Annotated in this window: 18 protein-coding genes; 14 read left to right on the top strand and 4 right to left on the bottom strand. The window is 71.9% G+C overall.

What is annotated here, in order from left to right; all coding sequences use genetic code 11:
- Nucleotides 1–41: 41 nt before the first annotated feature.
- From ACIPSJ_RS28170 to ACIPSJ_RS28210, 9 genes are all read left to right on the top strand, one after another.
- A complete protein-coding gene (locus ACIPSJ_RS28170; RefSeq protein ID WP_401350241.1) occupies nucleotides 42–2,252 on the top strand; it encodes a phosphotransferase in 2,211 nt (736 codons plus the stop codon).
- Between the two features lie 338 nt (nucleotides 2,253–2,590).
- Nucleotides 2,591–3,196, top strand: a complete 606-nt coding sequence (locus tag ACIPSJ_RS28175) for a TetR/AcrR family transcriptional regulator (protein WP_401350243.1) — start codon at nucleotides 2,591–2,593, stop codon at nucleotides 3,194–3,196.
- Nucleotides 3,197–3,246: 50 nt separating this feature from the next.
- Nucleotides 3,247–5,256, top strand: a complete 2,010-nt coding sequence (locus ACIPSJ_RS28180) for a HelD family protein (RefSeq protein WP_401350246.1) — start codon at nucleotides 3,247–3,249, stop codon at nucleotides 5,254–5,256.
- 139 nt (nucleotides 5,257–5,395) lie between these two features.
- A complete protein-coding gene (locus ACIPSJ_RS28185; RefSeq protein WP_401350249.1) occupies nucleotides 5,396–5,872 on the top strand; it encodes an HAD domain-containing protein in 477 nt (158 codons plus the stop codon).
- 51 nt (nucleotides 5,873–5,923) lie between these two features.
- Nucleotides 5,924–6,505, top strand: a complete 582-nt coding sequence (locus ACIPSJ_RS28190; RefSeq protein ID WP_401350251.1) for a DUF6817 domain-containing protein — start codon at nucleotides 5,924–5,926, stop codon at nucleotides 6,503–6,505.
- A 63-nt stretch (nucleotides 6,506–6,568) separates the two neighbouring features.
- Nucleotides 6,569–7,087 carry a CGNR zinc finger domain-containing protein gene (locus ACIPSJ_RS28195; protein ID WP_401350253.1) on the top strand — a complete coding sequence of 173 codons (519 nt, stop codon included), beginning with the start codon at nucleotides 6,569–6,571 and terminating at the stop codon, nucleotides 7,085–7,087.
- Nucleotides 7,088–7,189: 102 nt separating this feature from the next.
- The gene (locus ACIPSJ_RS28200) at nucleotides 7,190–7,678 is read left to right on the top strand and encodes a helix-turn-helix transcriptional regulator (RefSeq protein ID WP_359207697.1); all 489 of its coding nucleotides are present in this window, start codon (nucleotides 7,190–7,192) and stop codon (nucleotides 7,676–7,678) included.
- A 77-nt stretch (nucleotides 7,679–7,755) separates the two neighbouring features.
- Nucleotides 7,756–8,388 carry a hypothetical protein gene (locus ACIPSJ_RS28205; protein WP_359207694.1) on the top strand — a complete coding sequence of 211 codons (633 nt, stop codon included), beginning with the start codon at nucleotides 7,756–7,758 and terminating at the stop codon, nucleotides 8,386–8,388.
- Between the two features lie 132 nt (nucleotides 8,389–8,520).
- Nucleotides 8,521–8,856, top strand: coding sequence for a DUF2516 family protein (locus ACIPSJ_RS28210; protein WP_385682912.1), 336 nt, complete (start codon nucleotides 8,521–8,523; stop codon nucleotides 8,854–8,856).
- 153 nt (nucleotides 8,857–9,009) lie between these two features.
- Here the strand turns inward: ACIPSJ_RS28210 and ACIPSJ_RS28215 are convergent, their stop codons facing one another.
- The 3 genes from ACIPSJ_RS28215 to ACIPSJ_RS28225 form a co-directional block, all read right to left on the bottom strand.
- Nucleotides 9,010–10,320: a SpoIIE family protein phosphatase gene (locus ACIPSJ_RS28215; RefSeq protein ID WP_359207691.1), complete on the bottom strand. Its 1,311-nt coding sequence runs from the start codon at nucleotides 10,318–10,320 to the stop codon at nucleotides 9,010–9,012.
- A gap of 310 nt (nucleotides 10,321–10,630) precedes the next feature.
- On the bottom strand, nucleotides 10,631–11,779 hold the full coding sequence (locus ACIPSJ_RS28220; protein WP_401350256.1) for a C40 family peptidase: 1,149 nt from the start codon (nucleotides 11,777–11,779) through the stop codon (nucleotides 10,631–10,633).
- Nucleotides 11,780–11,972: 193 nt separating this feature from the next.
- Nucleotides 11,973–12,764, bottom strand: a complete 792-nt coding sequence (locus tag ACIPSJ_RS28225; protein ID WP_359207685.1) for a class I SAM-dependent methyltransferase — start codon at nucleotides 12,762–12,764, stop codon at nucleotides 11,973–11,975.
- Nucleotides 12,765–13,015: 251 nt separating this feature from the next.
- Here ACIPSJ_RS28225 and mshA point away from each other — a divergent pair, with 251 nt between their 5' ends.
- The 4 genes from mshA (at nucleotide 13,016) to ACIPSJ_RS28245 (ending at nucleotide 17,490) form a co-directional block, all read left to right on the top strand.
- Nucleotides 13,016–14,353 carry a D-inositol-3-phosphate glycosyltransferase gene (mshA, locus tag ACIPSJ_RS28230; RefSeq protein ID WP_359207682.1) on the top strand — a complete coding sequence of 446 codons (1,338 nt, stop codon included), beginning with the start codon at nucleotides 13,016–13,018 and terminating at the stop codon, nucleotides 14,351–14,353.
- The gene (locus tag ACIPSJ_RS28235) at nucleotides 14,346–14,855 is read left to right on the top strand and encodes a YbjN domain-containing protein (RefSeq protein WP_359207679.1); all 510 of its coding nucleotides are present in this window, start codon (nucleotides 14,346–14,348) and stop codon (nucleotides 14,853–14,855) included. The genes mshA and ACIPSJ_RS28235 overlap by 8 nt, the downstream gene beginning before the upstream one ends.
- Before the next feature lie 109 nt (nucleotides 14,856–14,964).
- Nucleotides 14,965–16,623, top strand: coding sequence for a glycosyl hydrolase family 28-related protein (locus ACIPSJ_RS28240; RefSeq protein WP_401350260.1), 1,659 nt, complete (start codon nucleotides 14,965–14,967; stop codon nucleotides 16,621–16,623).
- A gap of 63 nt (nucleotides 16,624–16,686) precedes the next feature.
- The gene (locus ACIPSJ_RS28245; protein WP_401350263.1) at nucleotides 16,687–17,490 is read left to right on the top strand and encodes a hypothetical protein; all 804 of its coding nucleotides are present in this window, start codon (nucleotides 16,687–16,689) and stop codon (nucleotides 17,488–17,490) included.
- Here the strand turns inward: ACIPSJ_RS28245 and ACIPSJ_RS28250 are convergent.
- Nucleotides 17,483–18,328: an AraC family transcriptional regulator gene (locus ACIPSJ_RS28250; protein ID WP_401350266.1), complete on the bottom strand. Its 846-nt coding sequence runs from the start codon at nucleotides 18,326–18,328 to the stop codon at nucleotides 17,483–17,485. The genes ACIPSJ_RS28245 and ACIPSJ_RS28250 overlap by 8 nt on opposite strands.
- Before the next feature lie 49 nt (nucleotides 18,329–18,377).
- Here ACIPSJ_RS28250 and ACIPSJ_RS28255 point away from each other — a divergent pair, with 49 nt between their 5' ends.
- Nucleotides 18,378–18,803: a DUF2000 family protein gene (locus ACIPSJ_RS28255; protein ID WP_401350268.1), complete on the top strand. Its 426-nt coding sequence runs from the start codon at nucleotides 18,378–18,380 to the stop codon at nucleotides 18,801–18,803.
- Nucleotides 18,804–18,818 lie beyond the last annotated feature (15 nt).

Raw genomic sequence — 18,818 nt, forward strand, 5'->3', positions numbered from 1 at the left:
TCCACGCGATGTTGCGCGCGTACCACCCCCGGAGCGACCAGTTGGGTGCACCGTCTGTTCCCCCCGGGAGTGACACCGGCAGGCCTCTGCTCGACGGCGAGTACGAGGCGTTCCTCGGGCATGCGGCGGAACGGGGGCTGGCGAGCAGCGGTTTCCACAACCAGAACTACGTTCTTCCCCTCACGGAGCCGATGGCCCGGCTGCTGGGCAGGGAGTCCGGTACCGCCGTGACCGTCCGGGTGCGCAGGACCGACACCCTCTCCGTGGTGATCCGGACCTGGGACAACGAGGCGCAGATCCTGCGGGCGATCCAGGGTGCACTGCCCAACGTGACCGAGTGCCTCTTCGAGGGGAATCGCTTCACCATCCACAGCTATGTGGACGGAGTCCCGCTCTCCAGCGTCTGCGAGAACGGCAAACCGGTCGACGCCGTCCTGCTCAAGGAGCTTGCGGGCTTGTTCGCGCGGATGACCCAGGTGCGCAGTACCGCGTTGCCGCCGCTGCCCTCGATGTGGCCGAGGAACCACACGGACAGCCAGGGTTTCCTGCGGACGCTGGCCCGAATGGCGGACCTGCAGATCCGCCAGGCCAACGGGTCCGCCTTCGGCTGGCTTTTCGCAGCCCTGGGGATTCCAGAGGACGCCCTGCTCCGTTTCGCCGACCGGGTCCCCGCGCTGACCCGGCGCCCGTACAGCCTGCTCCATGCCGACCTGCACCGAGACAACCTGATCACCTCGCCGGCCGGCCGGCTGCCGCTCACCTGCGTGGACTGGGAGTTGGCCACCTTCGGAGACCCTCTGCACGATCTCGCGACCCATCTGGTCCGGATGCAGTATCCGAAGCACCAATGGGACGAGGTCGTCGAGGCGTGGGTGGACGCCATGCGGGCGGTGCGGCCCACCGCCACCCACGGGGTGACCAAGGACCTGGACCACTACGTGGACTTCGAGCGGGCTCAGTCCGTGTACCCGGATGTCATGCGGGCCGCGAAGTCCCTGGGGGAGTCCTTCGACGAGAAGAACCTGCAGGAAGCGACGGCTGCGGTCCGCCACGCGCTGGAGGCAGCCGCCGAACCGCTGCGGCTCCGCGCGGTGCCGGGCAAGCGGGAGATCGAGCGTGTCCTGTTCCGCTGGGCAGCCTCCGCGCCGGCCTACGGCGCCGCCGGGCACGGCCGGATCGCTGACGTCATGGAATGGCGGCAGGACCGGCGGGTCCCCGAGCACCCCGACTTCCCGCACTCAGCGGTACGCGCGGCCCTGGTCCTGGAAGGCACCGCACCGGCCCGACAGGTGTTCAAGGGCACCGCCCACCTCAACTCGGTGATCCGGGTGCCGGGCATCGACTTTCCGGTGGTGATCCGCCGCAAGGTGCCGCACGCGACTCGGCGCGAGCGCAGCTACCTGAGCGAGCACGCGGTGCTGCGGGCGATCGAGCGCTCCGGCGCGCCGGTGGCCGCGCCCCGCGTCCTGGCCCTGGGGGAGAGCCAGTCCCGCTATCTCTTCGCCTACTCCCGGGACCGCTTCGCCATCCACACCTACGAGGGCCCGGCCGACACCGACCGCAGGCCCGACCACCCCGTGCACGGTCTCCGTCCGCACGAGGCCGACGGGCTCGTCGAGCAGCTGGCCGCGCTCACCGAGGTCGACCACACCCAGCTCGACCCCGCCTACGGTGAGCCCGATTTCTACGGCTGGCTGAGCGAGCAACTCGTCGCCCTGGTCGCGGGCCTCCCCAAGGAGTCCCAGCAACTGGCCCGCTTCGTGGGCCTCCCGGACGCCGCCCGGTTGCGGCAGATCCTCGCCCGGCACCGCGTCAGCCGTCGTGCCTCGGCCCTGCTGCACGGCGACCTCAACCCCTGGAACCTGGTCCGCCGCGACGACCGTCTCGCGCTGACCATCATCGACTGGGAGATGGCCCTGGTCGGCGACCCGCTCTACGACCTGGTGCGGCACATGCACCTGACCCCGACAGGGCCGGAGATCCGCGACCGGATGTTCCGCCGCTGGGAGCGTCGGCTGGAGCCCGAGTTCACCCACGACTGGCAGCGCGACTGGCGGGTGTACCGCTGGATCGAGATCGTCCGCTCCGCCTACGTCGACCTGGACCGACTGGTCACCGGTGCGAGCCTGGACGCACCCAACGTCCGCCGGGCCCTGGACTCGTACGCCATGACCCTGACGGCGGCCGCGGGGTCCCTCGGTCTGCCCACCCGGGCAACGGCGAATCCCCATATTGCTCGCGCTCTGGCCTAGCGAGACCATGGCCGGTCGGGCAGTGCGGTACAGAGGGGACAGCCATGTTCGGGCGGACCGGTGCTTCGGCAGGTTCCCGCTGCTCGGCATCTTCGTCCTGGGCCTCACGGCCCAGTTCGTGAAGCAGGTCGGTGACGTCCTGAAGGGCAAGTGGAGCAGCGGTGCCGTGAGTACGACGGCATACTCGCCCAGCTCGCGGAACGGCTCACGAACCCCGGGACGGCGTGGCCGTGGCCACCTGGACCAAACACTTCGACGATCTCTGGCTCCTCGCGAAGCGCCCGCGCTGGCGCCAGGAGCCCGCGCCCTGAGCGACCGCCGCTGCGTAGGCTCGCCCCATGGGTGAGATGGGCCTGCGTGAGCGCAAGAAGCGGCGGATGTACGAGGACGTGTCGGACACCGCCGTAAGGCTGTTTCTGGCGAAGGGGTTCGACGCGGTGTCGGTCGCGGAGGTGGCCGCGGCGGCCGGGATCTCCAAGCCGACGCTGTTCCGGTACTTCCCGGCCAAGGAGGACCTGGTCCTGCACCGGATCGCCGATCACGAGACGGAGGCGGCGCGGCTGGTCGCGGGCGCCGAGTCGCCCGTCGCGGTGCTGCGGGACCACTTCCTCGACGGGCTGCGGCGGAGTGATCCGATCACCGGGCTCAACGACCACCCCCAGGTGCTCGCCTTCCACACCCTGCTCAACAGCACCCCCACCCTGGTCGCCCGGCAGTACGCCTACCTGGAGCGGTCGGAGGCGGCGCTCGCCGAGGCGCTGGGCGGCACGCTGGACGCGCGGCTCGCGGCCGGCCAGATCATCGCCGTACAGCGGATCCTCGCGCGGGACAACTGGCGGCGGATCGCGGGCGGGGAACGGGTGGAGGACGTGCGGGAGGACGCGGTGCGGGCGGCGGAGCGGGCGTTCGGGCGGCTGGCGGAGGCCTTGGGTGAGGAGCGGTGAGATGGGGTTATAAATGTGACCTGGTTAAGTAATTCGTTTACGCTGAGGTCATGCAGCAGGAACTCGACCGCGAACGCGCCTACCACGACCTCTGCCGAGCCGCCCTCGCCCACATGGTCGAGGGCGCCGTCGAGCACGTCGTCACCGGTGCGGACGTCTCCGCCTCCGGTGCCGACGCCGAGGTGCTCGGGTACCGGCTGCGCAGCCGGGCCAAGGAGATGCGCGAGCTGCCGGAGGGCCCGCTGTTCTTCGGCAAGCTGGACTTCGAGGCGGGGGAGCACGCCGGGCAGAGCTACCGCATCGGCCGGCTGCGGATCAGCGAGGAACCGACCGCCCCGCCCCTCGTCGTCGACTGGCGGGCCCCCGTCTCCCGCGCCTTCTACCAGGCCGGACCCGACGACCCGCAGGGCGTGGCGGTACGACGGCGGTTCGGCTGGGCCCCCGGCAGCCACGGCGACTCCGCCGACCTCACGGGGCTGGAGGACGAGCGTCTGAGCAAGGGCGAGGCCGGGACCGGGGCGCTGCTCACGAGCGAGATCGAGCGGCCCCGCGTCGGCCCCATGCGCGACATCGCCGCCACCATCCAGCCCGACCAGGACGACCTGGTCCGCGCCGGCCTCACCGACTCCGTCTGCGTCCAGGGCGCCCCGGGCACCGGCAAGACCGCCGTCGGCCTGCACCGCGCCGCCTACCTCCTCTACACCCACCCCCAGCGCATCCGCCGCTCCGGCCTGCTCATCCTCGGCCCCAACCGCACCTTCCTCTCCTACATCTCCGAGGTCCTCCCGGCCCTGGGCGAGACCGGCGTACGGCAGACCACCCTCCGGGACGAGATCGGCCGCCACCCGGCCACCGGCACCGACCCCGACCGCGCCGCCGCGCTCAAGCACGACCCGCGGATGGCCGAGGTCCTGCGCCGCGCGCTGTACGCCCGTGTGTCGACCGCCGGCATCGACGACCTGTCGCTCTCCGACGGCACGTACACCTGGCGGGTGCCCGCCGCCGTCCTGGCGCGGATCGTCGAGGAGGTACGGCGCGAGGAGCCGCCGTACGCCGTCGGCCGCGAGCGGGTACGGGGGCGGGCGATGCGGGCCGTACAGCTCCAGGCCGAACGGCGGGCCGGTCCGCAGCCGGCCGCCTGGACCCGCCGGCTGGAACGGTCCCGGGCGATGAGCGCCTACCTCGACACCGTCTGGCCGAAGGTGCGGCCGGAGGAGGTGGTGGCCGAACTCCTCACGGACGGCGGCGGCGGGGCCCTGGCGCGGGCCGCCGAGGGGATCCTGACCGACGACGAACAGCGGGCCGTGGCCTGGCCCCGCCCGCCCCGCTCCTACAAGTCCGCCCGCTGGTCGACCGCCGACCTCGTCCTCCTCGACGAGGTCGCGGGGCTGATCGAACACCCCGAGGGCTACGGCCACATCGTGGTCGACGAGGCCCAGGACCTGTCTCCCATGGAGTGCCGGGCCATCGCCCGCCGTGCCGCCTTCGGTTCCCTCACCGTCCTCGGCGACCTGGCCCAGGCCACCACCCCCTGGTCGGCTCGGAGCTGGGACACGGTGCTGCGCCAACTGGGCAAGCCGGGCGCCCGCGTCGTCCCGCTCACCACCGGCTTCCGCGTCCCCGCGGCGGTCGTCGACCTCACCAACCGGCTGCTGCGGCAGCTGGGCACGGACGTTCCCCCGGCCAGGTCGTTCCGCACGGACGGGGAACTGACCCTGCGCCCCACGGACGACGTGCACGCGGCGACGGTCACCGCGGTCCGGGAGGCCCTGGCCCGGGAGGGCTCGATCGGAGTGATCGCGGCGGACCCGGAGACGGCCGCCGTACGCGAGGCCCTCGCCTCCGCGGGCATCACCGCCGCCGACCCGGCCGAACTCGGCGCCCGGGTTGCCGTGATCCCGGCGAGCATGGTCAAGGGCCTCGAATACGACCACGTGGTGGCCGTGGAGCCGGCGGCGGTGGCGGAGGGGGAGGAGAGGGGGCTGCACAGGCTGTACGTGGTGCTGACGAGGGCGGTGTCGCGGCTGGACGTGGTGCACGCGCGGCCGTTGCCCTTTTGAGAAGCGGTGCCACCGACGCGCCCTTCAGGGGCGCGGGGCCGTATCGACACGCGGCTCCGCCGCGTGGGCGCGACCGGCCACAACCCACCCCCAGCGCGCCACTACCCATTCCGCCCCTCTCTTGCGATCCTGACCCGCGATGCTCCTCTTCCTAGACATCGACGGCACCCTCATCCCCTTCGGCGCCCCCGCCGACCGCCCCTATCCGGTCTACGGGACCCACCCCGCCCCCTCGACCCCCCTCCTCAACCGCGTCGACCCCGCTCTCGGCCCCCGCCTCACCGCCCTCCACTGCGATCTCGTCTGGGCCACCACCTGGATGGACGACGCGAACGACTGCGTCGCCCCCTGGCTGGGCCTGCCCCCGCTGCCCGTCGTGGAGTGGCCGGACGAGGACGCGCCGCCCGCCCTGCTGCACTGGAAGACCCGGCCGCTGACGGCGTGGGCGGGGCAGCGGCCGTTCGTCTGGATCGACGACGAGCTCACCGAGGCCGACCGCGCCTGGGTGGCCGCCCATCATCACCAGCCCGCCCTGCTCCACCGAGTCGACCACGAGTTCGGCCTGACGGACGCGGACTTCGCGGTGCTGACGGAGTGGCTGGCGGCTCATAGCTGACGGGCGGTCACCAGGCACCGACCGACGCCCGCCGACGGAAGGACCCCGCCCATGCCCGACTCCCCCGTCGGCCTCCCTGCCGACTTCTCCGCCGCCTCCGCCCAGGCCGTCGCCCTCCTGCGGGACCTCGGTGCCGCGGAGATCGCGCACCCCGGAGGAACGCTGCTCGCGCACCTCCAGCGCGTCGAGGAGCAGCTCGCCGGGTGGGGCGCCCGTCCCGTCCTCCGGCTCGCGGGTCTCTGCCACGCGTTCTACGGCACCGACGGCTTCCCCACGGCACTGCTGTCCCCGGCACCGGACCGCCGCGCCGAACTCGCGGCCGTGATCGGCGCCGAGGCCGAGGTCCTCGTGTACCTCTACGCCTCGTGCGACCGGAAGGCGACCTACCCGGCGTTCGCCGACGCCGGTGCCGCCGTCCACGACCGGTTCGCCGGCCTTGCCCGCGTCCCCGAGCCCCGTCAGCGCCGGGACTTCGCCGAACTGACGGCCGCCAACGAACTCGACCTCGCCCGGATCTCCCCGTCCTTCCGTGAGCAATGGGGACCCCAGCTCCTCACCCTCCTCACCCGCTTCCGCCCCCTGCTGAGCCCTCCGGCCTGGTCCTCCTGCCATGAGGTGCTCGCGGAGCGATGACCGGGGCTGCCTTGTGCGTGCTCTAACCTGTCAAACTGTCCATGGGGATTAGGAAGGGCGGTGATGACGGTGGTCGACCGAGGGCATCAGGACACGCTGCTGGACCTGCTCAACAGCACGCCGGTGGTCGAGGGCGTCGCCACGGACGAATTGGCGGATCCGGCGGCGGCCGCGGCGTGGCAGCGGGCCCACGGCGGCAGTGGCGGCGGCGAGGAGCTGCGGCAGCTGCTGCGGGCGCGCGACGCGCTGCAGGACGTGGTGCGTGGCGGCCGGCCCGCCGAGTCGCTGGCCCCGCTCCTGAAGGGCGTCGTACGGAGCCCGCGGCTTTCGGAGGCGGGGGTGTCCTGGGAGCTGGAGGCTCCGGTGGAGCGGCGGCTGGCGGCGGAGGCGGTCCTGGCCTGGGGTGCGCTGCGGGAGGCGATGCCCGGCAGGCTCCGCCCCTGCGCCAACCCGGAGTGCCGGCTGTTCCTGCTCGACCGCAGCAAGGGCAACAGTGCCCGCTGGTGCTCGATGGCCGTGTGCGGCAACAGGATGAAGGCGCGCCGCCACTACCAGCGCACGCGTGACGCCGAGGCCGGGTAGTTCGCGCCGTGGCGGGTGTCGGTCGGCCGTCCGGGTATGACACGGCACACTTTTGCAAGCACATGCTTGCAATTGTTAGCGAGGGTGGGGCACTGTGGGGGCATGGCATCGCTCAACGTCGGCAATCTCGGTGAGTATCTGCGCGAACAGCGGCGCAACGCGCAGCTGTCGCTCAGGCAGCTCGCCGATGCCGCCGGGGTGTCCAACCCGTACCTGAGCCAGATCGAGCGCGGGCTGCGCAAGCCGAGCGCGGAGGTGCTCCAGCAGGTCGCCAAGGCCCTGCGGATCTCCGCCGAGACGCTGTACGTCCGGGCCGGCATCCTCGACGCCGAGCGGGATCTGAACGAGGTGGAGACCCGTGCGGTCATCCTCGCCGACCCCACGCTCGACGAGCGGCAGAAGCAGGTGCTGCTCCAGATCTACGAGTCGTTCCGGAAAGAGAACGGCTTCGGGTCGGGCGAGGAGACCGTGAACGACGCGGACGCCGTCGGTGCGAAGGGCGACGACGCCGCCGACGCCGACAGCGAAGGCAAGAGCGAGACCGACAGCGACACCGACAGCGAGACCGGTCCACGGCGGACGGCCGGATGAGCCGGCCAAGCGTGCCGGCCGCCCTGCCGCGGACCACAAAACCCTCAGCCGAACGTGAATCCGGGAGGACCATCACCATGGCCATCACCGACGACCTGCGCAAGACCCTCAGCGACCCGACTCCGCTCTACTTCGCCGCCGGCACCGCCGACCTGGCCCTTCAGCAGGCCAAGAAGGTCCCCGGTCTGGTCGAGCAGCTGCGCTCCGAGGCCCCGGCCCGTATCGAGGCGGTCCGCAAGACCGACCCGAAGGCCGTCCAGGAGAAGGCCGCCGCCCGTGCCAAGGAGGCCGGCGTCAAGGCCAAGGAGGCGCAGGCCAGCCTCCAGTCCAAGGTCAACGACTTCATCGTCTCCCTCGACGGTGACCTCAAGAAGCTCGGCGAGTCCGCCCAGGACTTCGCGCTGCGCCAGGTCGGCGTGGCCGCCGAGTACGCCGTCAAGGCCCGCGAGACCTACGAGAAGGTCGCCGAGCACGGCGAGCAGGCCGTGAAGACCTGGCGCGGTGAGGCCGCCGACGAGATCGAGGACCTGGCCATCGCCGTCGAGGGCAAGCCCGAGCCGGTCGTGGTCAAGGCCGAGGAGAAGAAGGCGGACGAGCCGAAGGCCGCCGAGGCCAAGCCGGTCGCGGTGAAGAAGGCCCCGGTCGCCAAGAAGGCCCCGGCCCCGCGCAAGGCCACCCCGGTCAAGAAGACCACCCCGCCGGCCAAGTAACCGCACGGGTGGCAGCGCGCACGGGCCGGGCACTTCCGAGGTGCCCGGCCCGTTGTCGGTGTAGCGGGAAGGCCCCAGCGGGTACGGTGACCGCGTAGGAACAAGCCGAATCGGGTGGTGGACGTTGTGCTGATGCAGGGCTTCACAAGTTTCCTGGGGCTGCTCTACCTCGCGATGCTGGTCCTCGCCGTGGTCGCGCTGGTGATGGCCGCGCTCTTCCGCGACGACGCCTACCGGGCCGCCAGCAAGCAGAACAAGGGCTTCTGGCTGATCATCCTCGGCATCACGGTCGCGGTGAACCTGCTGGTCCCGATGCTCTTCCTCCAGCTCGCCGGCCTGGTCGCCACGATCGTCTTCTTCGTCGACGTCCGCCCTGCCCTCCGCCAGGTCTCCGGCGGCGGCTTCGGCCGCCGCGGCCGCGGAAGCAGCAGCGACGGCCCGTACGGCCCGTACAACGGCGGCCGCTGACCGACACCCTCGCCCGGAGCGCCCCGTAAGGGGCGCGGGGCTGTATCGATATGCGGCTCCGCCGCGTGGGCGCGACCAGCCACGAACCACCGCCCGCCGGGCACGCACCCGAACCCCTACGGCGAGTGGCCGCACCCTACGCCGAGCGGCCGATCACAACCCCCGGTCCAGCAGCACCACAGCCACGTCATCCGTCAGCTCGCCCCCATTGAGCTGCCGCACCTCGTTCACGGCCGCCCGCAGCAGCGCCTCCCCGGTCAGCCCGGAGGCCAGCTGCCGCCGCACCATCTCGACCATCCCGTCCTGACCGAGCCGCTCGCCGCCCGAGCCCACCCGGCCCTCGATCAGCCCGTCGGTGTAGAGCATCAGGCTCCACTCGGCGCCCAGCTCCACCTGCATCCGCGGCCAGCGGGCCCCCTTCAGCAGCCCCAGCGCCGGCCCGTTGTTGTCGTACGGCAGCAGCTCGGCCGGCCGGCCTGGCCGGGCGACCAGCGGTGCGGGATGGCCGGCCAGGCACAGCCCGGCCCGGCGCCCGTCCGGCGCTATGTCCACCGTGCAGAGCGTCGCGAAGATCTCCTCGTCGGAGCGCTCGTGCTCAAGGACCTCCTGCATCGTGCCGAGCAGCTCGTCCCCGCACAGCCCCGCCAGGGTCAGCGCCCGCCAGGCGATCCGCAGCTCCACGCCGAGCGCGGCCTCGTCCGGGCCGTGCCCGCAGACGTCGCCGATCATCGCGTGCACGGTCCCGTCGGGCGTGCGCACGGTGTCGTAGAAGTCGCCGCCGAGCAGCGCGCGGGAGCGGCCGGGGCGGTAGCGCGCGGCGAAGCGCAGCGAGGAGCCGTCCAGCAGGGGCGTGGGCAGCAGGCCGCGCTCCAGGCGGCGGTTCTCCTGGGCGCGCACGCGCCCCTCCGCGAGCTTGCGCTCGGCCGTGAGGGAACGTTTGCGCTCGACGGCGTACCGGATGGCGCGGCTCAGCAGCCGTCCGTCCAGTTCGTCCCGGAAGAGGTAGTCCTGCGCGCCGACGCGCACCGCCTCGGTACCGCGCTCGGCGTCACCGGAGGTGGTGAGCGCGAGTACGGCGTGCCGGGGGGCGATCTGGAGCACGTGCTTGAGCACGGCGAGCTCGTCCTCCTCGTTCCGGCCGCCCGGCGCCGGGAGCGCCAGGTCCAGCAGGATGCAGTGGACGTCGTCGGTCAGCAGCCGCTCGGCCTCGGTGAGGTTGCGGGCGGTGCGGACGCGGATCGAGGTGCCGGACGCGTCCCGCAGCTCGGGCAGGACCGGCGAACCGGCCGGATCGTCCTCGATCAGCAGCAGGGTGAGAGTGGTGCCGCCGGCGTGGGAGACGGCGGCTTCCGTGCGGTGGGCCTCTTCCTTGAGGGGGCCGCCGCCCTGTGCGGGTGCGGCGGCCGGCGCCTGACCACTCTCCACGGCCGGGATCGCTCTCTGCCGCGGTACGGGTACGGGCATCGTGTCGGGTTCCTTCCCTCCCCCCGAGGGCACGGTGGGGCGAGGGACCTCGACCCACCAGACGGGGACCATAGCGGTACTGGCCACCGCAACGGAATGGTGTGAGCCACGTCGCCCTGTCTCAGGCCCCTGGCATATGCCGCGTGCCGTACCGCAGTTGGACAAGAGGGCCGCCCTGCGGGAATGACGAAGGTCACGTGCCGCCCCGGTTTCAAAGGATGTTGGCGTGCACTGGGTCACATGGCGCAGTTCACGAAAGGGACATCACGCTCAAACGGATCGCCCGCGAGGGGGCGCGCACGGGGAGCGTTCAGGCGTCCGGCCGGACCACTCCGAGAATCGGCATCGAGCCGGCGCCGGCGATCGACACCGTCCGTCCCGGGCGCGGGGCTTGGATGATCGCGCCGTCCCCGATGTACAGCGCCACGTGGCTGGCGTCGTCGTAGTAGATGATCAGGTCGCCGGGGCGCATGTCCTTCACGTCGATGTGCCGGAGCTGCTTCCACTGCTCCTCGGAGGTGCGCGGGATCGGCTGCCCGGCGCTCGCCCAGGCCTGCGAGGTCAGTCCGGAGCAGTCGTACGAGTCCGGGCCCTCCGCGCCCCACACGTACGGCTTGCCGATCTGGGCGGTGGCGAACGCGACCGCCTTCTTGCCGGCCGCGGACGCCTTGGTGTGGATCTCGTCGAGTATCCCGGTGTCCAGCCAGGCGGTCTGCGCCTGGTAGGCGGCCTCCCGCTCCAGCTCGGCGAGCCGTTCCTTCTGCTTCTTCTCCAGGGTCGACTCGAGCTTCTCGGCGGCGGCGATGCGCTGCTTGATCTTCTTCTTCGCGGCGGCCTTCGCCTTGCGGCCCGCCTCCAGCTTGTTCCACTGGTCGGCCGCGTCCGCCGCGTACTGCTTCAAGTCCTGCTGGGTCTGGGTCAGTTCCCTGATCAGGCCCTTGGTGGCCCGCTCGCCCTGGAGCACCCGCCCGGCCCCGTCCAGGAACTGTGAGGGGTTGTCGCTCAGCAGCAGCTGGGCGGTGTCCGGCAGTCCGCCGGTGCGGTACTGGGCGGCGGCCGCCCGGCCCGCGCGCGCCTTCAGCCCGTCCAGCTTCCGCTGCCCCTGGACGATCTTCTTCGCCAGCTCGACGATCTCGGCGGACTGCTTCGCCGCGGCCTCCTCGGCCGCGTTGTACGCGTCGGTGGCGACGGCCGCGTCGTGGTAGAGCCTGTCCAGTTTGTCCCGCACGGCCTCAAGATCCTTGTCCGGCGGGAGAGTCACGGAGGTGGAGGCGGAGGCGGAAGGGCTGGGGGACGCCGACGCGCCGGCGGAGGCCGAGGCGCTCGGGGAGGGGGAGGGGCTCGGTGCCGCGAACGCCGTACCGGGTGCCGCCAGTACGGTCACCGCGCAGACCACCGTCACCGCCGTCGCCAGGATTCCGCGTCCAGCCGGCCGGACGGTGTGCTTGTCCGGTCCCATGACCCGACCCCCCAAAACTGATTAACCGTCAGTAACTTACGACACGTGGAGGATCGTGCCACGCCGCGTCGCAAAGTGACAGAGGTAACGGCAGGTGGGTTCCTCCCCGGTTTCCCCCCGGACATGACGATCTCCCCGCCTTTGTGACGTACGACTCACCGAGATCGTTCCCCGGCCCGTCCCCCGGGTCCGGTCAGGCCGCCGGCGCCAACGCCGCCCATGTCACCGTCACTTCCCCCTGCCGCCAGCGCGCCACCGAATCCGTCACCGGCCAGTCGGCCGTCAGATCCCGCACCGCCCGGATCCACCGCTGCCGGGCGCCGTACGACGCGTAGGGCGCGGCCGCCGCCCAGGCGCGGTCGAAGTCCCGCAGGAACGCGTGCACCGGCTCACCCGGCACATTGCGGTGGATGAGCGCCTTCGGCAGCCGTTCGGCCAGGTCCGAGGGGTGCTCCAGGGACCCGAGCCGGGTGGCGAAGGTCACCGTCCGCGGCCCCTCCGCGCCGAGCGCGACCCACACGTGCCGCCGCCCGATCTCGTCACAGGTCCCCTCCACCAGCAGCCCGCCCGGCGCGAGCCGCGCGCACAGCCGCTCCCAGACGGCGGCGACCTCGCTCTCGTCGTACTGCCGCAGCACGTTGGCCGCGCGGATGAGCAACGGCCGCGCGGCGACCGGGATCTCGAATCCGCCGTGCCGGAAGTCGAGCCCCTCCCGCTCGTACGGCTTCGCCGCCGCGACCCGCGCGGGCTCGATCTCCACCCCGACGACCCGCGCACGCGGCGCGACGGTACGGAGCCTGCCGAGGAGTTCGACGGCGGTCCAGGGCGAGGCCCCGTACCCGAGGTCGACGGCGACGGGGTCCTCCGCGCGGCGAAGTTCCGCCCCGTGCGTGGCGGCGATCCAGCGGTCCATACGACGCAGCCGGTTGGGGTTGGTGGTCCCGCGCGTCACCGTTCCCACGGGGCGGGAAGCGCGGGCACTCATGCGTACGAGGGTAAGTGGAAGCGCCCCTTTAGGGGCGCGGGGAACTGCGCGACAAGCCCCCACCCACCCGCACCCGACCGTCGGCCCCAAGGCACCCCACGCATCCCACCCTCGAACGGTTGAGCGATCCAAGGTAATGTGCCGGCAAAATCGCCTACCCCTGGAATGGGAACCAGCCCCTCCGCTGTTTCCACCCTGGAGGACACTCGATGCCCTCCCGACGGCATGCCCGCACAAAGGAGGACCGCCACGTGAGCCAGTACGCCAGCAGGCTCGTGCGCCGCTCCCCGTCGGCTGCCGGCCGGCTCCTGCGGCCCCGCCGCCCCCGCCGCGTCGCGATGCTCTCCGTGCACACCTCACCGCTCCACCAGCCCGGCACCGGCGACGCGGGCGGCATGAACGTCTACATCGTGGAGCTCGCGCAGCGCCTCGCCGCGATCAACATAGAGGTCGAGATCTTCACCCGGGCCACCTCCGGCGGCCTCCCGTGCACCGTCGAACTCGCTCCCGGCGTCCTCGTCCGGCACATCGACGCGGGACCGTACGAGGGCCTCGCCAAGGAGGAACTCCCGGCCCAGCTGTGCGCCTTCACGCACGGCGTGATGCAGGCGTGGGCCGGCCACCGCCCCGGCCACTACGACCTCGTCCACTCGCACTACTGGCTCTCCGGCCACGTCGGCTGGCTCGCCGCCCAGCGCTGGGGCGTCCCCCTCGTGCACGCCATGCACACCATGGCCAAGGTCAAGAACGCCAACCTGGCCGACGGCGACACCCCCGAGCCCGCCGCCCGGGTGATCGGCGAGACCCAGATCGTCTCGGCGGCCGACCGGCTCATCGCGAACACCTCCGAAGAGGCCGACGAGCTGGTACGGCACTACGCGGCCGACCCCGCGAAGGTCGCCGTCGTCCACCCCGGCGTGAACCTCGACCGCTTCCGCCCGGCCGACGGCCGCGCGGCGGCCCGGGCCCGCCTAGACCTCCCGCAGGACGCCCTGATCCCGCTCTTCGCGGGCCGTATCCAGCCCCTGAAGGCCCCCGACGTACTGCTCCGGGCCGTCGCCGTCCTCCTCGACGAGCGCCCCGAACTGCGCTCCCGGATCGTCGTACCGATCGTCGGCGGCCCCAGCGGCAGCGGCCTCGCCAAGCCGGAGGGCCTGCAGAAACTGGCCGCGCGGCTCGGCATCGCGGACGTCGTGCGGTTCCGTCCGCCCGTGGGCCAGGAACAGCTCGCGGACTGGTTCCGTGCCGCCTCGGTCCTCGTCATGCCCTCCTACAGCGAGTCCTTCGGCCTGGTGGCGATAGAGGCGCAGGCGGCGGGGACGCCGGTCCTCGCGGCCTCCGTCGGCGGGCTGCCGGTGGCCGTGCGGGACGGTGAGACCGGCTTCCTGGTGGGCGGCCACGATCCCGCCGACTACGCGCGCGTGCTGCGCCGTTTCGCCGACGACGCGACCCTGGCGGACCGTTTCGGCAGTGCCGCCGCCCGGCACGCCCAGTGCTTCGGCTGGGACACGGCCGCCGCCGCCACCGCAGACGTCTACCTGGCCGCGACCCAGTCCCACCGCCGTCGCGTACGCTCGCTCCATGGGTGAAGCTCCACAGGAACGGCAGGCCGCGCAGGTCATCGAGGGTGTCCTGAAGGACGCCGAACTGGAGTGGGAGAGCCCCGAGCCCGGCAACTTCGTCGTGCAGCTCCCCGGCACCCGCAAGCTGAAGACGACCGTCTCGCTCCTGGTCGGCCGGCACTCGCTCTCCCTCAACGCCTTCGTCATCCGGCACCCCGACGAGAACGAACCGGCCGTCCACCGCTGGCTCCTGGAGCGCAACCTCAAGCTGTACGGGGTGAGTTACGCCGTCGACCGCCTCGGTGACGTCTATGTCACCGCCAGGCTCCCGCTCGCCTCCGTCACCCCCGACGATCTCGACCGCCTGCTCGGCCAGGTCCTGGAGGCGGCGGACGGTGCCTTCAACACCCTCCTGGAGCTGGGCTTCGCCTCCGCGATCCGCAAGGAGTACGCGTGGCGGGTGGCCCGGGGTGAGTCGACACGGAATCTGGATGCGTTCACCCATCTGATCGAACGCTCTGCTGACTGACCTCTGCACGACTCTTTCGAAGTACTTCGCCGCCGTGGCATGCTCACGCTCGACGCAGATCTGAACGTCGTTCACATCCATGACTCACTCGCATGGAAGGACGTACGGAATGAGTACCGCTCACCACGGCATGACCAGACGGACCCTGCTCGCCGGCGCCACGGCGGTGGCCGCGACCGCAGTGGCGGGCGGTGGCACGGCCCACGCCTCCGACATCCAAGTCCCCTCCTTGTGGCGGGAGTTCACCCGCACCCCGTTCACCCACCCGCAGATCCCGTACGTCGGCCGGGCCGGGGCCGCCCGGATCCGCCGCCTCCCCGTGGTGGCCGACGTCCGCGCGTACGGCGCGGTGGCCGACGGCGTCACCGACTGCGCCCCCGCGATCAACCGTGCCATCGCCGCTGCCGCCAGGGCCGGCGGTGGCACGGTCACCATCCCGCCCGGCACCTTCCGGATCGACGGCCTGATCCTGATCGGCTACGACAACGTGGTGCTGCGCGGCGCCGGCAGCGGCCGTACGACCCTGTACGCGACGAAGAACCTCACCGAGCTGATCGGCCCGTACGGCTCCCGCTACGGCGGCACCAAGTCGGCGTGGTCCTGGGCGGGCGGCCTCATCTGGCTGGCGCCGAAGGCCCGTTGGGACTCGCTGACGGCCGCGATCAGGGCGCAGGCCTGGCCGTTCGAGGGCTGGACCGGCAACAAGCGCGACGAATGGGAGGAGTTGACCCCTCTCGCGCCCGCCCGCCAGGGCGACCGTACGGTCACCGTCACCGACCCCGCCCGTCTGCGCCCCGGCCGCCTGGTCCTGCTCCGCGTCGCCGACGACCCCGCCCACACCCTCCTCCAGCACATGTCCGGCGGGGGCCCCGGCCCGGCGTCGTACTACTGGGAGGACAAGACCAAGCTGCTGTCGTACGTCCCCTACGAATGGCCCGTCCGGATCGTGGCCGTGCGCGGTCGCCGGGTGACGCTGGAACGGCCGCTCCCGGTCGACCTGCGCCCCGAGTGGAACCCCCTGCTCACCACCCACGTCCGTGAACTCACCGGATCCGGCGTCGAGGGCCTCACCCTGGACATCATGGAGACCCCGCAGTCCCCGCACCTCCTCGACAAGGGCTACAACGGGGTCGTCCTGCAATGCGCGTACGACTGCTGGGTGGACGACGTCACGGTCCGCAACGTCGACAACGGCTTCGGCCTGGTCGCCGCCTCCGCCTGCACCCTGCGCCGCACCCGGGTCGGCGGCCGGGGCGAACACCACCCGTACTTCTGCCGCGAGGGCTCGCACGACAACCTGATCGAGGACTTCACGATCGAGGAACGCACCGTCCCGGCGCCGTCGGACACCCAGCTGCACGGCATCAACGTGGAGGGGCTGTCGTCGTACAACGTGTGGTCGCGCGGCGACATGCGGATGGGCACCTTCGACTCGCACCGCGGCCTGCCCTTCGCGAACGTCCGCACCGACATCACGGTGGACAACAACGGCCGGCACGGCGGCGACGCGAACGCCGGGCCGCTGTTCGGGGCCCGGTTCACCCACTGGAACGTCCGGGTCACCAACGGCCGCGCGGGCCTCATGAGGCTGGACGGCCTCGCCCCGTACTCCGCGACCGTCGGCCTCAACACGGTCACCGACTTCGACCAGATCGACGTACCCGACTTCACCGGCGACCTGCACTCCCGCCTGGAGCTGTACGGCACCTGGGACGCGGTACGGCCCCGGAACCTGCACGCGGCGCAGCGCCAACTCCGTTCTTGTTAGCCTGCCGTAGCCCCGGGGACCACCCGGGGTTCACCTTCTCTCCTCGTTCTCGAAGAGGTGTGCATGCGCGCAGGCAGGTCATCAGGCTCGGCGGTGGTGCTCGTGGGGGCGCTGGCCCTGGGGGCGTTCGCGGTGCCGTCCGCGGCGGCGGCCGACACCGGGATCACGGTGACCAAGATGGTCGTGAACAACGGCAAACCCGTCGTGGTCGGCACCAGCGCGACGGTGAAGCCCGGCTTCACCTTCCGGATGACCTGGCCGTCCGGCGTCAAGCTCGCCGACGCACAGGTGCTCCCGTTCCTCTACCACGACACCACGGCCGCCAAGGGCGCCGCGCACGGCGGGATCTACTTCGACAGCGTGAGCTGCGGCGACAACGGCTCCCAGCCCGCCGACTGCGGAGGCCGGTTGTACATCGAGCCGCGCTCGACCCTGGATTCCGACAACGACGCGACGACCTGGAAGATCGCGGCAGGCGCGAAGATCTGGTCGGGCAGCGGGCTGAAGAGCCAGGAGATCCTGACCGGCCTCGGCACCGTCCAGGTCCAGCGGGCCGCCAAGGTCACCGCCAACGCCACCCCCGAGCCGGTGGCCAAGGGCGGGACGCTCACCGTGAAGGGCGCGATCACGCGCGCGGACTGGGTGAAGCACGAGTACGTCGGCTTCGGCGGCAAGGCGGCCAAGCTGCAGTTCCGCAAGAAGGGCAGCGGCACGTACACCACGCTGAAGACCGTGCGGGCGGACTCCGCCGGTGCCCTGCGGACCACGGTCAAGGCGTCCGCCGACGGCTACTACCGCTGGACCTTCGGCGCCACCTCCACCACGGGCGGCGCGACCTCCGCCGGCGACTTCGTCGACGTCACGTGAGGTACCGCGTGCTGCTCACGCGATAGCGCCCCGGGGTCACCCCCACCAGCTTCGTGAAGTGCCGGGTGAGGTGCGCCTGGTCGTAGAAGCCGGTGGCGGCGGCCGTCTCGCCGGGCGGTAGGCCGTCGAGCAGCAGCCGGCGGGCCCGGCCGACCCGGCGGGACATCAGGTACTGGTGCGGGGCGATGCCGTACGCGCCGCTGAACGCCCGTACCAGATGGGCGGGGTGCGCGTGCAGCAGCCGGGCGGCCTCCTCCAGGGTGAGCCCGTCGGCGACGCGCTCGTCGAGCAGCTCGCGGAGGGAGCGGGCGAGGGCCGGGCCGGCCGGCCGCTCGGCCACCAGCCGGGGGCGGAGCAGGCCCCGCAGCCGCTCGCCGATCAGGGCGAGCCGGCTCTCGGCCGCCAGCTCCTCGCCGGGGTGGGCGAGGGCGGAGTGCAGCTGCCCGACCCTGCGCCGCAGCAACGGGTCCCGCAGGTCGGGGCCGTCCACGGCGGCGCCGATGAGCTCGTCCCCGAGCAGCGTCCCGTCCAGATAGACCACCCGCTTGCGGAAGCCGTCCGCCGTGGCCGGGGAGCCGTTGTGCGGGACGTGCGGGGGCAGCAGGGACACGGTGTCGTCCGGAGTGCCGTGCTCGTGCCGGTCGAGGTCGTACCGTACGGCGCCGTCGTCCACGATGAGCAGCGTCCAGGCGTCATGGACGTGCATCGGATAGGCGTACTCGGTGAAGTGCGCGTGGAAGACCTCGGTGACGCCCGGGACACGCGGACGCCAGGCGGTGACTTCCTGTACTTGCCGTACTTCCCGTACTTCCTGGGTGATGGGCTGCCGGGCGGCCATGCAAAGAACGTACAAGACGGCGTCGTACGACGCCCGGCAGTCTCGTCCCATGAGCACTGAACCCCTCCGTTTCGACACGAAGATCGCCGTCCTGCTGCGCGCGGACCTGGAGCCCTGGCAGCGCCTGAACGTGACCGCGTTCCTGGTCAGCGGCCTCGGCGCCACGATCCCCGAGGTGGTCGGCGAGCCGTACGAGGACGCGGACGGGGTGGCGTACCTGCCGATGTTCCGGCAGCCGGTGCTGGTCTTCGAGGGCACGAAGGAGACGCTGAAGGCGGCCCACGACCGGGCCCTGAGCTGTGCCCTGCCCCGCGCCCTCTTCACCGCGGACCTGTTCTCGACCGGAAACGACCACGACAACCGCGCGGCGGTGCGGGTCGTGCCCACGGCGGAGCTGGACGTGGTGGGCCTGTCGGTCTACGGGCCGCGGAACGCGGTGGACAAGGTGCTCAAGGGCGCCCGGATGCATCCATGAGACCCGCGCGACCGG

The sequence above is a fragment of the Streptomyces sp. NPDC090088 genome (assembly GCF_044747345.1).
GTDB lineage: Bacteria > Actinomycetota > Actinomycetes > Streptomycetales > Streptomycetaceae > Streptomyces.